This is a genomic window from Paraburkholderia franconis (genome assembly GCF_009362735.1).
Classification (GTDB): domain Bacteria; phylum Pseudomonadota; class Gammaproteobacteria; order Burkholderiales; family Burkholderiaceae; genus Paraburkholderia; species Paraburkholderia franconis.
The window spans coordinates 20,117-39,852 of sequence record NZ_WHNP01000011.1; the positions used below are offsets into that span (position 1 = coordinate 20,117).

The 19,736-nt window shown below is 65.0% G+C and carries 15 protein-coding genes; 4 read left to right on the forward strand and 11 right to left on the reverse strand.

Annotation, left to right across the window (positions count from 1 at the left end):
* The first annotated feature begins 5 nt into the window (after window positions 1-5).
* Genes GCT13_RS14050 through GCT13_RS14060 form a run of 3 tightly spaced genes read left to right on the forward strand, consistent with a single transcriptional unit; the run spans window position 6 to window position 3,749 of the window.
* Window positions 6-1,373, forward strand: a complete 1,368-nt coding sequence (locus GCT13_RS14050) for an FMN-binding glutamate synthase family protein (protein ID WP_090866299.1) — start codon at window positions 6-8, stop codon at window positions 1,371-1,373.
* Window positions 1,370-2,269, forward strand: coding sequence for a bifunctional methylenetetrahydrofolate dehydrogenase/methenyltetrahydrofolate cyclohydrolase FolD (gene folD / locus GCT13_RS14055; protein ID WP_152758944.1), 900 nt, complete (start codon window positions 1,370-1,372; stop codon window positions 2,267-2,269). Before GCT13_RS14050 ends, folD begins: the two co-directional genes overlap by 4 nt.
* A 28-nt stretch (window positions 2,270-2,297) precedes the next feature.
* The gene (locus tag GCT13_RS14060; RefSeq protein ID WP_152758946.1) at window positions 2,298-3,749 is read left to right on the forward strand and encodes a pyridoxal phosphate-dependent decarboxylase family protein; all 1,452 of its coding nucleotides are present in this window, start codon (window positions 2,298-2,300) and stop codon (window positions 3,747-3,749) included.
* Window positions 3,750-3,804: 55 nt separating this feature from the next.
* Here GCT13_RS14060 and GCT13_RS14065 read toward each other — a convergent pair whose 3' ends face one another.
* The 7 genes from GCT13_RS14065 to glyA all read right to left on the reverse strand — a co-directional run bounded on the left by GCT13_RS14065 (window position 3,805) and on the right by glyA (window position 13,594).
* Entirely contained in the window at window positions 3,805-4,785 is a 981-nt protein-coding gene (locus GCT13_RS14065) for an HpcH/HpaI aldolase/citrate lyase family protein (RefSeq protein ID WP_152758948.1), read from the reverse strand.
* 52 nt (window positions 4,786-4,837) lie between these two features.
* A complete protein-coding gene (locus GCT13_RS14070) occupies window positions 4,838-7,750 on the reverse strand; it encodes a phosphoenolpyruvate carboxylase (RefSeq protein WP_152758950.1) in 2,913 nt (970 codons plus the stop codon).
* The gene (sucD, locus tag GCT13_RS14075) at window positions 7,728-8,633 is read right to left on the reverse strand and encodes a succinate--CoA ligase subunit alpha (protein WP_152758952.1); all 906 of its coding nucleotides are present in this window, start codon (window positions 8,631-8,633) and stop codon (window positions 7,728-7,730) included. The genes GCT13_RS14070 and sucD overlap by 23 nt, the downstream gene beginning before the upstream one ends.
* Before the next feature lie 11 nt (window positions 8,634-8,644).
* Complete coding sequence (locus tag GCT13_RS14080) at window positions 8,645-9,832, reverse strand: malate--CoA ligase subunit beta (protein ID WP_152758954.1); 1,188 nt, start codon at window positions 9,830-9,832, stop codon at window positions 8,645-8,647.
* Window positions 9,833-9,903: 71 nt separating this feature from the next.
* Entirely contained in the window at window positions 9,904-10,860 is a 957-nt protein-coding gene (locus tag GCT13_RS14085) for a D-2-hydroxyacid dehydrogenase (RefSeq protein ID WP_152758956.1), read from the reverse strand.
* Window positions 10,861-10,947: 87 nt separating this feature from the next.
* Window positions 10,948-12,216, reverse strand: a complete 1,269-nt coding sequence (locus GCT13_RS14090; RefSeq protein WP_152758958.1) for an aminotransferase class V-fold PLP-dependent enzyme — start codon at window positions 12,214-12,216, stop codon at window positions 10,948-10,950.
* 55 nt (window positions 12,217-12,271) lie between these two features.
* Window positions 12,272-13,594 carry a serine hydroxymethyltransferase gene (gene glyA, locus GCT13_RS14095; RefSeq protein WP_152758960.1) on the reverse strand — a complete coding sequence of 441 codons (1,323 nt, stop codon included), beginning with the start codon at window positions 13,592-13,594 and terminating at the stop codon, window positions 12,272-12,274.
* Between the two features lie 255 nt (window positions 13,595-13,849).
* Between glyA and GCT13_RS14100 the strand changes: the two genes are divergently transcribed.
* Window positions 13,850-14,773, forward strand: coding sequence for a LysR family transcriptional regulator (locus tag GCT13_RS14100; protein ID WP_152758962.1), 924 nt, complete (start codon window positions 13,850-13,852; stop codon window positions 14,771-14,773).
* Here the strand turns inward: GCT13_RS14100 and GCT13_RS14105 are convergent.
* From GCT13_RS14105 to GCT13_RS14120, 4 genes are read right to left on the reverse strand one after another with little or no spacing between them, the layout of a single operon-like run.
* Complete coding sequence (locus tag GCT13_RS14105) at window positions 14,770-15,594, reverse strand: formylmethanofuran dehydrogenase subunit C (RefSeq protein WP_152758964.1); 825 nt, start codon at window positions 15,592-15,594, stop codon at window positions 14,770-14,772. The genes GCT13_RS14100 and GCT13_RS14105 overlap by 4 nt on opposite strands.
* Window positions 15,591-16,577 carry a formylmethanofuran--tetrahydromethanopterin N-formyltransferase gene (gene fhcD, locus GCT13_RS14110; RefSeq protein WP_152758966.1) on the reverse strand — a complete coding sequence of 329 codons (987 nt, stop codon included), beginning with the start codon at window positions 16,575-16,577 and terminating at the stop codon, window positions 15,591-15,593. The genes GCT13_RS14105 and fhcD overlap by 4 nt, the downstream gene beginning before the upstream one ends.
* Window positions 16,574-18,265 (reverse strand): formylmethanofuran dehydrogenase subunit A, encoded by a 1,692-nt coding sequence (locus GCT13_RS14115; protein WP_152758968.1) that lies wholly within the window; start codon window positions 18,263-18,265, stop codon window positions 16,574-16,576. Before GCT13_RS14115 ends, fhcD begins: the two co-directional genes overlap by 4 nt.
* Window positions 18,262-19,599, reverse strand: coding sequence for a molybdopterin-binding domain-containing protein (locus GCT13_RS14120; protein WP_152758970.1), 1,338 nt, complete (start codon window positions 19,597-19,599; stop codon window positions 18,262-18,264). The genes GCT13_RS14115 and GCT13_RS14120 overlap by 4 nt, the downstream gene beginning before the upstream one ends.
* Window positions 19,600-19,736 lie beyond the last annotated feature (137 nt).

The following is a 19,736-nucleotide window of genomic DNA, read 5'->3' on the forward strand; positions in this document are numbered from 1 at the left end:
CCGCCATGGAAATCAAGCCCGTACATATGAAGCACATCGCCACTGAAGAGTCCTGGGGCTTCGACCGCAAGACGATCGACTATATCCAGAACGCCGCGGCACACGGACTGTACGAAATCCGTGGCCTTGGTGCGAAGCGGCGCGTGCCGCACTTCGACGATCTGCTGTTTCTCGGCGCGTCGTTGTCGCGCTATCCGCTGGAGGGATACCGCGAGAAATGCGTGACGAAGACCGTGCTCGGCACGCGCTTCGCGAAGAAGCCAATCGAGCTCGCTATTCCGATCACCGTCGCGGGCATGAGCTTCGGCGCGCTGTCAGCGAACGTGAAGGAGTCGCTCGGCCGTGCGGCCACTGAACTCGGCACCTCGACGACGACGGGCGACGGCGGCATGACGCCCGAGGAACGTCGCTCGTCGAAGACCCTCGTCTACCAGTGCCTGCCGTCGCGCTATGGCTTCAATCCCGACGACGTGCGCAAGGCCGACGCGATCGAGGTCGTGATCGGACAGGGCGCGAAGCCCGGCGGCGGCGGCATGCTGCTCGGCCAGAAGATCTCGCCGCGCGTGGCGAAGATGCGCACGCTGCCGGAAGGCATCGATCAGCGCTCGGCATCGCGTCATCCTGACTGGACGGGTCCGGACGATCTGCACATCAAGATTCTCGAGTTGCGCGAATTGACCGACTGGCAGACGCCCATCTACGTGAAGGTGGGCGCGACCCGCACGTTCAATGACGTGAAGCTCGCGGTGCATGCGGGCGCGGACGTGATCGTCGTCGATGGGATGCAGGGCGGCACGGCCGCGACGCAGACCTGCTTCATCGAGAACGTCGGCATTCCGACGCTCGCCGCGCTGCGCCAGGCTGTCGACGCGCTCGAAGACCTCAACATGAAGGGGCAGGTGCAGCTGATCATCTCGGGCGGCATCCGCAGCGGGGCCGATGTCGCGAAGGCGCTGGCAATGGGTGCGGATGCAGTCGCGATCGGCCAGGGCGTGCTGGTGTCGCTCGGCTGCAATAGCTCGTCGTACATCGAGAACGGCCAGCACGTGTCCGCGCTCGACGACTATGCGAATCTCGGCACCGCGCCGGGCTTTTGCCACCACTGCCACACCGGCAAGTGCCCCGTCGGCATCACGACGCAGGACGCGGTGTTGCAGGAGCGTCTGAAGCCTGAAGTCGGCGCGAAGCGTCTGAAGAACTATCTGAAGACGGTGAACATGGAGCTGACGACGATCGCGCGCGCGTGCGGCAAGCAGAACGTGCATCATCTGGAGCCGGAAGACCTCGTCGCGCTCACGGTCGAAGCGGCGGCGATGGCCCGTGTGCCGCTCGCCGGGACCAACTGGATTCCTGGCTTCAACGGCGCACGATGACAGCGCAACTGATCGATGGCCGACACCTCGCGCGGCGTTTGCGCGCGCGCTTTCGCGAGCGCGTCGCGGCCCTGTCCGCGCGCGGTGTCGTGCCGGGTCTCGCCGTGGTGCTGGTCGGCGACAATCCCGCGTCTGAGCTGTACGTCGCAAACAAGGTGAAAGCCTGCGAGGATTGCGGCGTGCGCTCGTTCATGCACCGCTTTCATACCGATTGCAGAGAGACAGAACTGCTCGACCGCATTGCCGCCCTCAACGTCGAGCGCGGCACGCATGGCATTCTCGTGCAACTGCCGTTGCCGCCACAGATCAATGTGCGACGCGTGCTGGAAAGCATCGTCGTCGACAAGGACGTCGACGGCTTTCATCTGTACAACGTCGGTGCGCTCGTCGTCGGCAATTCGATCTTTCCGCCTTGCACGCCGTATGGCGTCCAGCTTCTGCTGGAGACGACGGGCATCGACGTGGCGGGAAAGAACGTCGTCGTGGTCGGCGCGAGCAATATCGTCGGCAAGCCGATGGCGCTGATGCTGCTGCAAAAGGAAGCGACCGTCACCATCTGCCACGTGAAGACGCGTGACCTCGCGCAGCACACGATACATGCCGACATTCTGGTTGTCGCAGCGGGCAAGCCCGGCCTCATCAAGGCGGAGATGGTCAAGGAAGGCGCAATCGTGATCGACGTGGGGATCAATCGCATGCCGGATGGGCGCATCGTAGGCGATGTGGACTTCGAGCCCGTGCGCGAGCGGGCTTCGTGGATCACGCCCGTGCCTGGCGGCGTCGGACCGATGACGGTTACGATGTTGATCGAAAACACCTTGCGCTCGGCAGAGCGTTTTGCAGACGGGCAGGCATTTCACCCGCCTCAGCCTTTCTGGCAGGTGCCGGCGGGCTAGGGACGTTGACGATTGCAGGAGACCGCGGATGGCTGACGATACACGCAACGCACTCGAAACGGCCGCGAGGCTCGCGCTCGCGTTCCATGACGCGCGCGCATCGCGCCCGACGTGTCCCACGGCCAGTTTCGGCGAACTGAGCGCGGCGTTCGGCGGGCCGATGCCGGAAGAGGGCGAGTCCGCCGATGCCGTGATCGCACGGCTCGCGGCCATCGCGGAGCCAGGCTTGCTCGGCACGGCGGGGCCGCGCTTTTTCGGCTGGGTCGCGGGCGGTTCTCATCCCGCCGGCGTCGCGGCGGACTGGCTCACGAGCATCTGGGGGCAAAACGCCGCGACGGCGCATGGCGCGCCTGCCGCGGCCGTCGCGGAGCAGGTGGCCGCGTCCTGGCTCGTCGACGTGCTGGATCTGCCGCGCGAGTGCTCGGTCGGCTTCACCACGGGCGCGACCATGAGCAACTTCGTCTGCCTCGCGGCCGCACGCGATGCCGTGCTGCGGCGCGTGGGCTGGGACGTCGAAGCCGACGGACTGTGCGGCGCGCCGCCCATCTCCGTGTATGTCGGCGAAGGCGTGCACGCGAGCGTGCTGGCCGCGCTGCGTTATCTGGGCATCGGCGAGCGGCGCGTGATCGAGGTCGCAGCCGACGAGGCGGGCCGGATGCAGGTATCCGCGTTGCGCGACGCGCTCGTGCAGCAGTCGGGACCGCTCATCGTCATTGCCCAGGCGGGACACATGATGACGGGCGCGTTCGATCCCATCGGCGAAATCGCGGCGTGCGCGCATGAGCGAGGCGGATGGGTTCACGTCGATGCCGCGCTCGGCTTATGGGTCAGAGCGTGCCCTGAGCGCAGGCATCTTGCCGCAGGCATCGAAGACGCCGACTCATGGGCGGCCGACGCGCACAAGTGGCTGCAGGCGCCTTACGAAACGGGCTGCGCGTTCGTGCGCGACGCTAACGCGCACCGCCGCGCGATGTCGATTCGCGCGAGCTATCTGCCTGAAGCGGACGACGGCGTGCGCGACCCCGTCCACTACACGCCCGAGCTTTCGCGACGCGCGCGCGGCTTTGCGTTGTGGGCGCTGCTTCGTACGCTCGGCCGGCAAGGGATCGCGGCGATGATCGGACGACATTGCGCGCTGGCGTGCCGCATCGCGCGGCGACTTGCTTTGGGACCGGGTGTCGCGCTGCTCAACGAGGTCGAGCTGAACCAGATGATCGTGCGCTTCGGCTCGGCCTACGACGACCCGCTCGCGGACGAACTGACGTTGCGCACGATCGCGCGCATCCAGGCGCAGGGCATCTGCGACGTGCGTGCGGCGCTTTGGCAGGGACGTGCCGTGATGCGCCTGTCGGTCATCTCGTGGGCCACGACGGAGCACGACGCGGATTGCGCCGCCGATGCGATTCTGTCGAGCTGGGATCAGGTGCATGGCGACTACCTGTGTCAGGAACGTGAGGCGATGGCGCTGGCTTTTGGGTGATGCGTCGTTTGAAAATAGAAAAGGGCGGCCCGCAGGCCGCCCTTTTTCACGACCACTAGCGTTTGTTATTGCCGATCGCGTCGGCCGTCGCGAGCAACGCCTCAGCCATGCGGATACTTGCGGCGTCGATCAACCGGCCGTCCAGCGACACTGCGCCTTTGCCTTCCTTCGCGGCTTGCGCCATCGCATCCATGATGCGGCGCGCCTTGGTGACTTCGGCCTCGGCGGGCGTGAACACGCGATTGGCGAGCTCGATCTGCGACGGATGGATCGCCCACTTGCCCTCGTAGCCCAGCACGGCCGCGCGGCGCGCGGCAGCATCGTAGCCGTCGGGATCGCTGAAGTCGCCGAACGGACCGTCGATGGGACGCAGCCCATAAGCGCGGCATGCGACCATCATGCGTGTTTGCGCGGCATGCCATTGATCGCCCCAGAAGTAATCGCGCTCGCCGCGCTCGTTCCTGTCGGTGAGCACGCCGTAATCGCGATTCACGCCGCCGATGACCGTCGTGCGCGCGCGTGTCGATGCCGCATAGTCCGCGACGCCGAACGACATCGCCTCCAGACGCCGGCTCGATTGCGCGATGCTCTCGACGTTCGCCATGCCGAGCGCGGTTTCGATCAGCACTTCGAAGCCGATGCGTTTGCTGCGCCCGCGCGCGGCCTCGATCTGCGTGACGAGCATGTCGACGGCGTAGACGTCCGCGGCCACGCCGACCTTTGGAATCAGGATCATGTCGAGACGCGGACATGCCTCAACGATATCGACCACGTCGCGATACATGTAGTGCGTATCGAGACCGTTGATGCGAACCATCATCGTCTTGGTTCCCCAGTCGATCTCGTTGAGCCCTTCGATGATGTTCTTGCGCGCCTGCTCCTTGTCGTCCGGCGCGACGGCGTCTTCGCAGTCGAGGAAGATGATGTCGGCGGCCGAGCGCGCGGCCTTTTCGAACATCGCGGTATTCGAGCCTGGGACGGCCAGCTCGGAACGATGCAGCCGCGCTTTGGCCGGCTCGATGGCAGTGAAGCTCATATGGGGTTCTCCTATGGGCACGTTGTGGATGGCGGGTTTCGTCAACGGGCGTTCAGCCCGTCGCGCCGAACCCCGATGCGATGCAGTTGATCGACAGCAGCAGCGGCACCTGGTACGCGCGCCGCTGCCGTTCCGTCTGTGCCGAACGGTAGAGGCGAAGCAGTTCGATCTGCTGCCGGCTGACGAGGTCGATGGCAGGCAGGCGCCGCTCGAGGCGGGCGCTGAACTTCGGAAAGCGCGTGCCCACTCCGGACGAACCCGTCACCCGATTCACCATCTTCACGATGAGCCGGTATTCGGCTTCGATCTGCGCGAAGATCGTCTCGCGGATCTGCTCGTCCGGCACGAGGCTCGCGTATTCGCGCGCAATGTCGAGGTTCACCTGGGCCAGCGTCTTTTCTACTTCGTCGATGACGAGCCGGAACAGCCGCGATTCGTCGAACATCCGCCGTAGCAGATCGAGTCCGCGGTCGTGACGCACGGAAAGAAAGCCTTCGATCGCGCTGCCCACGCCGTACCAGCCCGTCAGCGCGTGACGGTTCTGCGCCCAGGCGAACACCCACGGAATCGCGCGCAGATCCTGCAAGCTTTTTGCACCGAAGCGGCGGGCAGGGCGCGAGCCCATGTTGAGCATCGACAGCTCTTCGAGCGGGCTCGCCGCCTGGAAATACGCAAGCATGCCCGGCTGCTCGATGAACTTCGCGTACGCGGCCCGCGACGCGCCAGAGAGTGCTTCCATCGCCTCGTCGAATTCGCCCTTGGGCAGCAACGCTTCTTCGCGTTCAGACTTCAGTGTGTGTTCGAGCACGCTCGACGCCAGCAACTCGACGTGATACTGGGCCGTGCCGCGATTCGCGTATTTGAACGACACCACTTCGCCCTGTTCGGTCACGCGAAAGCGTCCGTTGACGGAACCGGCGGGCAACGCGGCAATCGCGCGGCCGGCGGGGATGCCGCCCCGGCTCACGGAACCGCCGCGTCCATGGAAGAACGCGATCGCGATGCCGAGTTCGTCGCCAAGCCGCTTGATCTTCGTCTGCGCCTTCGACAGCTCCCAGTTGCTCGCGAAGAATCCGCCATCCTTGTTCGAATCGGAATAGCCGATCATGATCTCCTGCACGCCGCCTTGCGCGCGGATGCTGCGGCGGACCATCGGCACGGCCAGCAGTTCGCGCAGAATTTCGGGCGCGCGGCGCAGGTCGTCGATGGTTTCGAGCAACGGCACGACGGGCAGCGTGCAGCTTTCCGTTCCCGCTGCGTCGGAAAAGAGACCGGCCTCCTTCGCAAGCAGATAGACGCCGAGCACATCGCTCGCCCGATGCGTCATGCTCAGGATGAACGCGCCGAATGCGTTGCGATCCACCTGCTGGCGCATCTCCCGCACGGTGCGGAAAATCTGCAGCGTCTGTGCCTCTTCGGGCGGCAGCGACTGGAAACGGCGCTCGCGTTCCGCTTCGCTGTCCGACGGCTGACCGAGTTCGCTGAGGAGCCACGCTTTCCATTCGTGCGAGTCGCTCGCGGGCGGCTCGCCGGACGTGCCGCAGGTCGCACGCCACAACGCGCGCAGCGTTTGCTCGATGACCGTCGTGTTCTGACGCAGGTCGAGCTGCACGGTGCTGAAGCGGAACGTCTCCACTTCGTGCCGCAATGGTCGAATGAGCATCCGCGCGAGTTGACCGCTTTCCGTCGCGAAGAGCGTCTGCTCGATGACGAGCAGATCGGCCGCAAGCTCGTCGGCGCTCGTGTAGCCGCCCTGAACGGGCGTGCCATCGGCAGGACGGCTCGCGTTGGCGAGCGTCGCATCGAGGCGGCGCAAGATGCACGTCAGATATTGGCGGAACAGTTCACCCGGGTTGCGCGATGCAATCGACGTGGGTTCGCCGCTCGCCATCAGCGCGCGCGCCAGTGACTCGTGGAAGCTGTCCGGCACGGGCAGCGCCTCCGACGTGATGCTCAGCATCTGCGTCAGTTCGGCGAGACGCAGCCGATAGCGCTTCAGACACGCCAGCCGGTTCTCGTGCAGCGTCGCACGCGTGACGCTGTCATCGACGAACGGATTGCCGTCGCGGTCTCCACCTATCCACGAACCGAAGTGGAAGAAGCGCGGCATGTCGAAGCGCTCGCCCGGATAGTGGCGCTCGAGCGCGCCCTGCAGCTTGTCGAACAGCAGCGGCACGGCCTCGAACAGCGTCTCGCCGAAGAAGTGCAGTCCCCACGCGACTTCCTGCGCAACCGTGGGCTTTTCGAGCCGCAACTCGCCGCTCATCCACAACAGCTCGATATCGTTCCTGAGCGCGAGGATCAGCGTGTAGCGTTCGCGAGGCGTCCAGCGCGGCGATTCGAGTTCCATCAGGCGCCGGTAGATGCGCCGGTGGATTTCGAGCACCGTGACGCGCTTCGCTTCCGTCGGGTGGGCCGTCAGCACGGGGCGTACTTTCATATGACTGAGCGCGTCGCGCACTTCGCTGGCGGGAACGCCTGCGCCGGCGACCTCGGCAATCACACGCGCGAACGAATCGGGCAGCCGGTCATAGCCACCATCGATTTCGATCTCGCGGCGCCGGCGCATCGCGGTGCTCTGCTCGGCGATGCTGAGCAGCTGGAACCACATGCCCTGTGCCTGCAGCATGCGCCGCAGCACGACGCGCGCGGTGCGGTCGTCCATCCGCTCGCGCATCAGCTCGCTCATCGATTCGTGCGCGGACTCGCCGCGCAGCGTGCGTTCGACTTCAGGCTGACGGACGTGCGCAATGTCGCGCAACAGTTCCGACAGCAGGTCGATCACGGCGTGTTCATAGTCGTCCGCGCTGAGCGTGGGCAGCGACGCCGACGCAGACGCGAGCTTATGCAGCCCGTCGGCGTCGGCGTGCCTGCCCGCGTGAAGGGGGCGCACAGCCTCGACGCGCGGCGAGTCGGGCTGTGTGTCGATGCCGTAGCCCCAGTCAGGCAACGCGGCGCGCGACATTGTCTTCGAGCACGGAGGCAGCGGTGGAACCCAGCTCGGATGCGCTGGGCGCAACCGAGAGGCCGTAGGACTTCATGATTTCCGCTTTCTCGGCTGCACTGTCGCCCGCTGCCGAGATGATCGCGCCCGCGTGTCCCATGCGCCGTCCCTTCGGCGCCGTGAGACCGGCCACATAGCCGACGACGGGCTTCGTCATATGCTCGCTGACCCACTTCGCGGCTTCCGCTTCCTGCGGGCCGCCGATCTCGCCGATCATCATGACGGCCTCGGTCTCGGGGTCCTGCTCGAACAGCTTCAGATGATCGAGGAACGAGCTGCCGTTGATGGGATCGCCGCCGATGCCCACGCTCGTCGTGACGCCAAGGCCGAGCGCGTTGAGCTGCGCGGCGGCTTCGTAGCCGAGCGTGCCCGAGCGCGACACGATGCCGATATTGCCGCGCCGGTAGATGTGTCCCGGCATGATGCCGAGCATCGCGCGTCCGGCGCTGATGATGCCCGCGCAATTCGGGCCGACCACCATCGTGCGGGTTTCCTTCGGATAGCGCAGCAGATAGCGCTTGACGCGCATCATGTCCTGAGCCGGAATGCCGTCCGTAATGACGCAGACGAGCTTCAGCCCTGCGTCGGCGGCTTCCATGATGGCATCGGCGCAATAGGGCGGCGGCACGAACACGAGGCTTGCCGTTGCGCCCGTTTCGCGCACGGCGTCTTTCACGGTGTCGAATACGGGGCGCTCGAGATGCCGATGTCCGCCTTTGCCCGGCGTCACGCCGCCGACCACGTTGGTCCCGTACGCGATCATCTCTTTCGCGTGGAACGATGCCTTGTCGCCCGTGAAGCCTTGCACGATCACACGGGTGGTTTCGTCGATCAGGATGCTCATGTCCGTTCTCCTTATCTGTGATTGCCGGCCTGGCGCGCGCGATGCGCCTTGGCGGCCTCGACGGCCTTTTGCGCCGCCTCCAGCAGTGATTGAGCCGCGATGATGGGTAGGCCGCTTTCCTTGATGATGCGTCGTCCCTCTTCGACGTTCGTACCCGCGAGCCGCACGACGAGGGGCACTCTCAGTCCGCGTGCCGCCTGCACGACGCCCTCGGCGACCCAGTCGCAGCGATTGATGCCGGCGAAGATATTGACGAGCACGGCCGACACGTTCTGGTCGGACAGCACGAGGCGAAACGCGGCCGCCACGCGCTCGGGCGACGCGCCGCCGCCGACGTCGAGGAAGTTGGCGGGTTCGCCGCCCGCGTACTTGATGGTGTCCATAGTCGCCATGGCGAGGCCGGCGCCGTTGATGATGCAGCCGATGTCGCCATCGAGCCCGACGTAGTTCAGGCCGAACTGCGCGGCTTCCGCTTCGCGCGGATCTTCCTGCGCGGCGTCGCGCATCTCCGACACGTGCGGGTGGCGGAACAGGCCGTTGTCGTCGAACGAGACCTTGGCGTCGAGGGCGATCACGCGATCGTCAGCCGTCACGACGAGCGGATTGATTTCGACCATCGTCGCGTCGAGGTCGCGAAACGCGCGATACGCGCCCATGATCGCGGAGACGGCGCGGCTGACCTGCTTGATGTTCAGGCCAAGGCCGAAAGCGAGCTCACGCGCCTGGAAGAGCTGCAAGCCGACTGCGGGCTCGACCACCGTCTGAAGCACGGCTTCCGGATTCGTCCGCACGACCTCTTCGATATCCATGCCGCCCTGCGACGACGCGATGACGCGCACGCGTTCCGCCTTCCGGTCGAGCACGATGCCGAGATAGATCTCGCGTTCGAACTTCTCCGCGACTTCGACGTACACACGCTCGACGACCTTGCCTTCCGGTCCCGTTTGCGCCGTCACAAGATGCTTGCCGAACAGCGAGTTCGCCGCTTCGTGCACGTCGTGATAGGTCTCGCACAGCTTGATGCCGCCCGCCTTGCCGCGCGCGCCCGAATGGATCTGCGCCTTGACGGCCCAGTGCCAGCCGCCGAGTTCCGTCGCGCAATAGACCGCCTGATCCGGCGTGTAGGCGACCGCGCCGCGCTGGATCGGCACGCCGAAGCCAGCCAGCAGATCTTTGGCCTGATACTCGTGAATGTCCATATCGATGTCTCCGTGGTATTGCTCGTTTCCGTTGCTGGTTTCCGTTGCGTGGTTGCGTGGCTCCGTGGCCGTCAGATCACGAGATTGCGAGCCTCGCCGCGCGCGAATGCCTCGATGTTCTCGATCAGCTGGTCGGCGAGCGACTGCATCGCGTCGTCGGAGGCCCACGCAACGTGGGGTGTGAGGATGAAATTGGGCAGATCGAGTTCGAGCAGCGGATTGCCCGCGACGGGCGGCTCCTGACTCAGCACGTCGAAGCCTGCTCCGGCAATCAGCCCTTCCTTGAGCGCCGTGGCGAGCGAGGCTTCGCAGACGAGCCCGCCGCGCGCCGTATTGATCAGCAGACAGTTGCGCTTCATGATGCGCAACTCGTCCAGTCCGATCAGATTGCGCGTGATGGGCGTGAGCGGCGTGTGCAGCGAGATCACGTCGGACGTGCGCAGCAGCGTGTCGAGCGGCACGTAGTCGAGCCCCGGCATGCGCGCGCGCTTCGAGTCGTGGGCGGCGAAGATCACACGCATGCCGAAGCCGCGCGCGATCTCAGCCGTGCCCTGACCGAGCGCGCCGCCGCCGATGATGCCGAGCGTCGAGCCGTGCAGATCGCGGATCGGGTGATCGAAGAAGCAGAACTGCTTCGTCGTTTGCCAGCGTCCGCGCTGCACGTCGCTGCGGTAGGCGAGCAGGTTGCGCCGCAATGCGAGGATCAGCGCGAACGTGTGCTCGGGCACCGTGTGGGTCGCATAGCCGCGAATGTTCGCGACGGCGATGCCGCGCTCGCGACAGTACGTCGTATCGACACAGTCGTAGCCCGTCGCCGCCACCGCGATCATCTTGACCGACGGATGCCTGTCGAGCACGTTGGCCCGCAGCGGCACCTTGTTGGTGATCGCAATGGTGGCGCCTTCGAGCCGCTGCGCGACCTCGTGTTCCGAGGTCGATGCGTACTGGACCCAGCGATGTGCGAACGTCGGGCGCCGGACGTCGGCATTCAGCGTGGAACGGTCGAGAAAGACGATGTCGTGTTGCATGATGTCGTGGCTGCCGTGATGTGAGCGGGAAGAGTCGCGACCCGACGCGTGTGCATCGGATCGCCGCGATCGCTGCGATTGTCGCGATCAAGCAGCGGCGACGCGGCGCACGGCGGGCTGTGCGGGCGGCTGCGTTGTCGCCTGTGCCGCTGCCTGCGCGTCCGCCGCATGCGTGCGCCAGTACTGTCCGGCCGCGCCGACGCCGCTGCCCGGGCGCACTTCGATACCGGCATCGAGCATGGCCATCTCCGCGCCCGCGATCGCGCTCACCAGCATCAGTTCGTTCAGATCGCCGAGGTGGCCGATGCGGAACACCTTGCCCGCGACCTTCGAAAGCCCCGCGCCGAGCGCGAGGTTATAGCGGCGATACGCCGTGTCGATCACCTGCGCGGCGTTGAACCCTTCCGGCACGACGATCGCGGACACCGTATCGGAGTGCCACTTCGGCGCCTTCGCGCACACGTCGAGTCCCCAGCCTTCGGTGACGGCGGCGCGCACGCCCGACGCGAGATAGTGATGGCGCGCAAAGACGTTTTCGAGCCCTTCCTGGAACAGCAGATCGAGCGCGGCGCGCAGCCCGTACATCAGCGAAAGGGCAGGCGTGTACGGGAAATAGCCCGTTGCGTTGGCGCGCACCATGTCGGCGAGATCGAAGTAGCAGCGGCGCGATTTCGCGTGCGCGATGGTCTTCAGCGCTTTCTGGCTCACGCACAGGATGCCGAGGCCAGCAGGCAGCATCAGACCTTTCTGCGAACCCGTCACGGCCAGATCGACGCCCCATTCGTCCATGCGGAAATCGATGCAGCCAATCGAACTCACGCCATCGACGAAGAGCAACGCGGGATGACCTGCGTCATCCATCGCGCGGCGCAGCGCGCCGATATCGCTCGTCACACCCGTTGCCGTTTCGTTGTGACAGGCGAGAATGCCCTTGATCGTGTGCTGGCGGTCCGCCTTCAGAATCTCCGCGATGCGTTCGACGGGCACGCCTTCGCCCCAGTCGACATCGAGAATCTCGACATCGAAGCCAAGGCGCTGCGCCATGTCGGCCCACAGATGGCTGAACTGGCCGAAGCGCGGCACGAGCAGCCGGTCACCGGGCGACAGCGTGTTTGTGAGCGCCGCCTCCCATGCGCCCGTGCCCGACGACGGGAAAATGAACGGCTGGCCTTCGTCTGTCCGATAGATCTTCTTCAGATCGGAGAGCAGTCCATGCGCCAGTTCGGGAAATTTCGTCGAGCGGTGGTCTTCCATTGACACGACCATCGCGCGCTGCACGGCGTCGGGAATATTCGTCGGGCCGGGAACGGCGAGGATGTTGCGTCCGGGGATGCGCGTGCCTGAAGTATTCGACATGGTTTGTCTCCTTGAGTGATGGGCTTTGAGAATCCGTTCGAAGGGCTTGCGTATTTCAGCGGGCTGTGTGACTTGCGGCCGCGCTGTCGTCCCGCGATGCGGGTGCGTCGTGGCGCAGCGCGTCGGGTGCGTCGCGATAGACGGGGAACTTCGCGGTGAGCGCGAGCACGGCGTCGGCTGTGCGGCGGATCACGAGATCGTTGCCGGGCGCGTCGAGCACATCGGCGATCAGATGCGCGAGCTGTTGCGCCTCGGCTTCGCGCAAGCCCCGCGTCGTGATGGCTGGCGAGCCGATGCGCACGCCGCTCGTGACGAAGGGCTTTTGCGGATCGTTCGGAATCGCGTTCTTGTTGACCGTGATGAACGCGCGGCCAAGCGCGGCTTCCGCCTCTTTGCCCGTCACGTTCTTCGCGCGCAGATCGACGAGGAACACATGGGAATCGGTGCGCCCCGACACGATCCGCAAGCCGCGTTGCTGAAGCGTCTGCGCGATGGCCCGCGCGTTGACGAGCACCTGTTGCTGGTATTCGCGGAAGTCGTCCGTCATCGCTTCGCGCAACGCGGCGGCCTTGCCCGCGATCACATGCATCAGCGGGCCGCCCTGGATGCCGGGGAAGATCGTCGAATCGATTGCCTTGGCTCTCTGCGCGCTGGCGAGAATCAGGCCGCCGCGCGGACCGCGCAGCGTCTTGTGCGTGGTGGTGGTCACATAGTCCGCGATGCCGACCGGGCTCGGATAAAGTCCCGCTGCGACGAGACCCGCGTAGTGCGCCATATCGACGAGCAGGGTCGCGCCCACACTGTCGGCGATTGCACGAAAACGCTGCCAGTCGATCACGAGCGAGTACGCGGACGCGCCCGCGACGATCATGCGCGGCTGATGCGTCTGCGCGAGTTTCTGCACTTCGTCGTAGTCGATTTCTTCCGTATCGGGATTGAGGCCGTACGACACGGCGTTGAACAGCTTGCCGCTGACGTTCACGGACGCGCCATGCGTGAGGTGTCCGCCGTGCGCGAGCGACATGCCGAGAATGGTGTCGCCGGGTTTCAGCGCGGACAGGTACACAGCCTGATTCGCCTGCGATCCCGAATGCGGCTGCACGTTCGCATACTCGGCGTTGAACAGCTGCTTCGCGCGGTCGATTGCGAGCTGCTCGACGACGTCGACGTGTTCGCATCCGCCGTAATAACGGCGGCCCGGATAGCCCTCCGCATACTTGTTGGTCAGCTGCGATCCCTGTGCTTCGAGCACGGCGGGCGACGTGTAGTTTTCCGATGCGATCAGTTCGATGTGGTCCTGTTGACGCTGCGTTTCCGATGCGATGGCATGGCTCAATTCCGGGTCGGTGACAGCGAGCGTGTTTTTGTAGCTGAACATTTGTGAACCTCTCTCTTTCGTCCGTGTGTTTCTTCCGTTTTGCATTCCTGTTGAAACGATGGTAGAGGCGTGCCGTCAAAAACACTCATTCGGGTTACTTATCCGACCCATAACCTCGTTTGTGTGCCTTGCGGGACGGGCGTGGCGCCTCGCGGAGTACCTCTTCTTGGGCATTGCGGACGTAGACCCGGCTGATACAGTTGAGGCGTGAAATCAAGCCGTTTTGGCCAAGCGTTCGGGAGGGTAGAGAGCGAGATGCTGCACCTGACTTTGCGTCAGCTACGGGTGTTCGAAGCGAGCGCGCGCCACCTGAGCTTTTCGCGCGCAGCCGAGGAGCTTCATCTGACGCAACCCGGTGTTTCGTCACAACTGAAGCAGCTCGAAACGAGCATTGGCATGCCGCTGTTCGAGCAGATCGGGCGGCGCGTCTTCCTGACTGCAGCGGGCAAGGAGCTGTACAGCCATACGCGGCTGCTCCAGCAGCAGTTATCCGTCCTCGAAGAATCGCTCGACCAGTTGCGCGACATGAAGCAGGGCAAGCTGAAGGTGTCGCTGGTGAGCGGCACGGCCAACCCGCTTGCACTTCAGTTGATCGCGAAGTTCACGCGCGCGTTTCCGGGCGTGAGGGTGAGCCTGTCGGTCGGCAACAGGGAGTGCGTGCTGAACGAACTCGCGAGCAACCAGACGGATCTCGCGATCATGGGGCTTCCGCCCGAAGGGCAAGGGCTCGCTGCCATGCGTGTGGCGAAGAATCCGCTCGTGATGATCGCGCCGCCCGATCATGTGCTCGTGCGCGAGCGCCGTATCGCGCTCGATGCGCTGGAACGCGAAACGTTCCTCGTGCGCGAGTCCGGTTCCGGCACGCGCCGCGCGATGGAGCGCTTCTTTGCCGAACACCGCATCAGTTTTCGTCCGGGCATGGAAGTGAGCAGCAACGAGGCCGTCAAATGGGCCGTGCAGGCGGGCATGGGTCTGTCGGTCGTTCCGCTTGCGACGATCATGGCCGAACTCGAAACGCTGCGGCTCAAGGTGCTCGACGTCGAGCACTTTCCGATCGTCCGGTATCTGTACCTGGTGCATCGCGAGAGCAAGCAGCTTTCTGCTGCCGCGTCCGCGTTCAGGGATAGCCTGATGAGCGGCGCGCGCGAGGCGGGCGAGCAGGTATTGATGGAGGCTTAGCCGGGCAACAGAATTTCTCCCTTGCCCTGAACCGATACATCGCCGCGCAGCCGCCGGGGCGCGTGATCGCGCGACAGCATCGCAAAAGCACCGCCCTCGCGCGCGAGCGTCGGAACGAGCAGCCGCCAGAATACGTCGATATCGCTGCTGTTTTCCGCGAAGCGCTGGGTCGGGGACCACCCGGAATCGAGCAGTAGCAGCGAGCCACGCCGCATCCCATAAGCCGGATGTTCGCCGATGCCGCCAGCAATGGCGATGGTGCCCGCGACCATCCGTGACGCGACGAACGCGCCCGTTGAACCGAAGACGATGACCGTTCCGCGACGCATGCGGTCGCCGAGTCGCGCGCCCGCGTGGCCATGAATCACAAGCGTGCCGCCGCGCATGCCGTCCATGTCGCCTGGCAGCGCGGCGCCCGCGAAATCGCCCGTATTGCCGCGAATCTCGATGCGTCCGCCCGACAGTTCACACGCAGTAAAGCTCCCGCTATGACCTTCGACGATGATCGTCCCCGCGCTCATCTGCGTGCCTGCATAGTCGCCCGCATTGCCGTCGACGAGGATATGGCCCGCATCCATGCGCGAGCCGAGCCGGTCGAAGCGCTGCATATCGCCTTCGAACACAAGTTGCGCGGCGTCGCGGTTCGTTTCGCCGATATCGACCGCGAACAGATCGCCGACGCTGATCCGCTCTGCGCCGTGCCAAAGCGTGATCACACTGATTGCACCCGCATCGAGTTGTGCGAGCCGTGCGGGCAGAAGCTCGCGTGCATCGATGCGCAACGCGGGTGCGTGCTTCAGACGTAACGTGATGCGCTTCATCGGCCCTCCAGCGGCTCCGACAACTGATCGCACAACTGATGCAGATGGAAGTGAAACGGCCCGAGCTTGCCGCCGTAGTTGCCTGCGGAGATCCGCACCAGACCGTTTTGTACGCCAGCCTCTGCGCCCGTCGCGGCGTCGATGCCGACGCGCATGGCCTCGGCCACGTCCAGCTCGCTCAATCCGTCGATCACGATTTCCAGCACGCTGCGTACGTCCGCGTCGAGTTCCGTGCGTTGCGCGAGTTCGGCGAGGCCGGGGCAGAATGCGTCATTGGTCGAAGCGGGCAACGCCGCGTACTTCGAGCCGACCTTCGACCCCGAGCGCACGACGCCGCCAGGAAACGGCAGGATCACGTTCGGCACGTTGCGCATCGCCTGCACGGCGGTTTGCGCAGCCACGAGCGCGGCGTCCGTATCGCGCGCAAGGAACAGCAGATTGCCGCCACCGACGCCCTTGACGACGGACGTCGTTTCCTCCGCGACGAATTCGCCATCCATCACAGGAACGCGCCAGAAGCGCTTGCCATCGATCAGCTTCGCGATCTGCCAGCCGTCACCGAAGAAGCGCAGATTCTTGCCGAGCGCAATGGGCTCGCCATCCGCGATACCGCCGAACACAGCCGTCGTCGGGCAGGTCAGCACGCACTGCCCGACGCGGCGCTCGACCTGTTTCGCGAGTTCCTTGCCGGACATCGAAAAGAGCAGGAGGGCGACGCCGGGCCGTCCGTCGGGTGTCTCGTCGGGCGGCAACTCGCGCTCGATGCCCGCCTCGCATCCGCATGCAATCACGGATGTCGCAAAGCCGGTCGCCGCGATGGCCGCGTTGCGCGCCCACGTGGCATCGCGCGCCGTCACGATGAGGCGCGTCGCCTTCATCGGAAATGCTTCAGCGAACGTGTCGTCGATCGAGATGCCGCGCACGATGCGCGGCGCAGCCGGCCGTTCGGCAACGGGTGCCGTGTCGGTTGACGCGATGTTCATGACGCAGACTCCGCACGCGGTTGTCGGTGAATCCCGCACGCGGCGGGGAGCAGACGTCCGCCGTTGCCGCACAGGCACAGTTCATCGCGGCTGATGGGCGCGCGCCGCAGGTTGGTCGCGAGATAGGCGTCGCCGTAGTCCTCCACCACCTTTTCGATCGACCGATCGAACTCGGGCTCGACGTAATGGGTGCCGCCCACGGGCGTCGCGACAATGTGGCCTTCGCGCGCGACCAGTTCGCCGTCCTTGAACACGAAGGCGGGCGTGCGGAACATCGCTTCGCGGTCGGCATTCTCGCGATACACGGCGATATCGGCGGCCGCGCCCGCGTCGAGCCGTCCGCGATCGGCGAGGCCCAGCAGGCGCGCAGGGGCGGCGCGTGTCAGGATCGCGATTTCGTTGAGATCGAGTTCGCGTGTGAGGCTCGCAAGCGGCGATTGCGCGGCGACATCAGGATGAAGCTTTGCCAGTTGTTCGTCGCGGAACGATTTGTCCATCAGCAGGCGAATCAGATGCGGGTAGCTGGTGAAGGGACCGCCGTTCGGATGATCGGTCGTGAGCGTGATCTGCCACGGGTTCTTCACGAGCAGAAACAGTTCGAGGCCGATTGTCCATTGCAGCGCGTTGACATAGCTCGTCTCGCGGTAGCGAAACGGCACAATGCCGCAGCCCGCATCGCATTCGATATCGCCCGCAATCCACTTGCGCGGCGAAGCGAACGCGGCCTGTCTGACCTGCTTCATCGTGTCGCCCGACGCCGTCACCGTCTGACCGAACATGATCTGGCCAACGTCGATCGAGATGTTGGGATTCGCGTTGACAGCCTCAGCGATGCGATGTGCTGCCGACGAAAACTTCCTCGGTCCGTCGTTGCCGTAGCTGTGGAACTGGATGTGCGTGAGATGGCCGGGGAGACCTTCGAGCGCGTCGATGGTGGCGAGCGTCGAGTCGATATTGCCAGGCACGCCGAGATTGCTCGCATGAATATGCAACGGATGCGGCACGCCGAGGTCGGTGAGCGCGCGAGAGAGCACATGCAGCACGTCGCGTGGCGTGATCCCGTAGTGCGCGTGATGTTCGTCGACAGCGAGGCTGCGCTGGTTGAACTTGAACGCCGAGATGCCGCCAGGGTTGACGACCTTCACGCCGAGCGCGCGACTCGCGTTGATCGACCAGCCGACGTAATCGCGCATGCGCTCGTAGTCGGCGTGCCTGGCCAGCATGCGCAGGAACAGGTCGTCATTGCCGAGCATCACATAGGCGCCGTGGTCGATGATCGGCGTGTCGCCCATTTCGAGGTGCGTGTGACGCGCGTTCGACGCGATCATCGCCGGCTCGAACGCGGCCGTATAGCCCATCTCCGCGTATCGGTAGCCCGTTGCGAGCGTGCCCGGCGTGCAGTCGCCGCACGAGGCGAGTTCGAGCGGATTGTCGGCCGCGCTGCGGCCGCGATGATCCTCCGGCATCAGCAGGCGCGCGAGATTCACCTTGCCGCCGCCGATATGCGCGTGCATGTCGATGCCGCCCGCCATGACGATCATGCCCGACGCGTCGTATTCGCAATCGACGGGCTCCTGTTCATGCAAATCGACGATCTTGCCGTCGCGCACGCAGATGTCCTTGATCTGCCCATCGATGCGTGAAGCGGGGTCGAACACGCGGCCACCGCGCAAGCGGAACGTGCTCATCGGGCGGCCTCCTTTGTTGCGGACAGCGCGGATGGCGTGGTGGAACCTGACGCAGCGTGAGATCGGGCGATTTGTCCGGCGACGTGCGCGACAGTCGGCAACGTATCGTCATAGATGGGCACGAGCGGCAGCACGACACCGCCGTCCGCGCGGAACAGATGACCGGCGGAACCGATGCCCGGTGTCGACACGGGAATGAACAGCGTGGGCCCGTGGCGATCCGCGCACACCGACGCGAGGCGGGGATGACCGAGCACGATCGTCGGCATGTCGGTCTGCGGCGGCGGCAGGTCGGCGTTGAAACTGGCGATCCACACGAGCGTATCGACGGCACGCTCGTCGAGCAGCCGTGCCGTGTCATAGCGATGCGGATCGTGTTCGAGACCAGTCCGATGAATGCCGGTGCGTAACGGCAGACCCGACATCCACGTCAGCGTCTGATTGACGGTGGCCGCGCCGTCGTCTCCGCCTAGCGCGAGCGTGCCCGCGCGCGTCTTGAGGTTGATCGACTTCGCGAGACGGTCCAGTGCTTCGACCAGCAGTGCCGCATGATCGCCAGGCAGATCGGCCGTATTCCAGACGAGCGTGACGTAACGCGCTGCGAGCATCTGAGCGGCTAACGATTCGAGCGCGCACGCGTTGCCCGGCATCGGCTTGTCTTTCAGAAGCCGATCGATTTGCGTGTTCAGCAGCGCAACGGTCTCGTACAGATCGCCTTGCAACGGAATCGCGCGTTGCGAAACCGTTGCTGGCTGCGCGATGCGTGCGAGGTCCGCATCGACACCACAGCCAACACATATCACGTCGCGTTGCACGGGACCCGTTGCATCGGCAGGCTTTACGCCGATTCCGCAGCGCTTGAAGAAGTCCGGGTATCGCGCCGTGGGTGTCGAAGCGAAACAGACGATCAGGTCCGAGCGTGCGCGCACTTCGGATAGCGTGGTCGTGAACGCGCCACGGTCCTGCATCGCCGTGAGAGCGCGCATCAACGAGCGGCCATGTGCATGATCGATGATCGCAGCGCTTGCGTTAGCGAGCCGATACAGCGCGCGCGTGCCCGCCACATCGGTGGCCATGCCCGCGAACAACGGCTGCCTGGCAACGCCTAGCCATTGCGCCGCGACGCGGCTCGCTTCGTCAAGAGCCACGGGCTTGCCGTCATGCATCGGCTGCGCGTGAGCGGGACGTGTGCCGAACTGCGCAAGCGAGCGCGTGGCACGCGGACAGTCGGTGCCGTTCAGCGTCAACGTCGCGTCCGTGCCGATCGAAAGCCGATCGCATAAAAGCGGGCAGAACGGACACGTCCAGGAGGTAGGAGAACTGATCGAGGTCATGGCCGCCTACCAGCAACTCATATGCCATCGGCGTTGAAGCGGCATCGTGCCTTCGGTTGCATCAGCCAGCGCGATTCCGGCGACCGGATACCTAGCTCGCATTCGATCTGTTTTGCGCCGCGTGCGATGCAGATTGT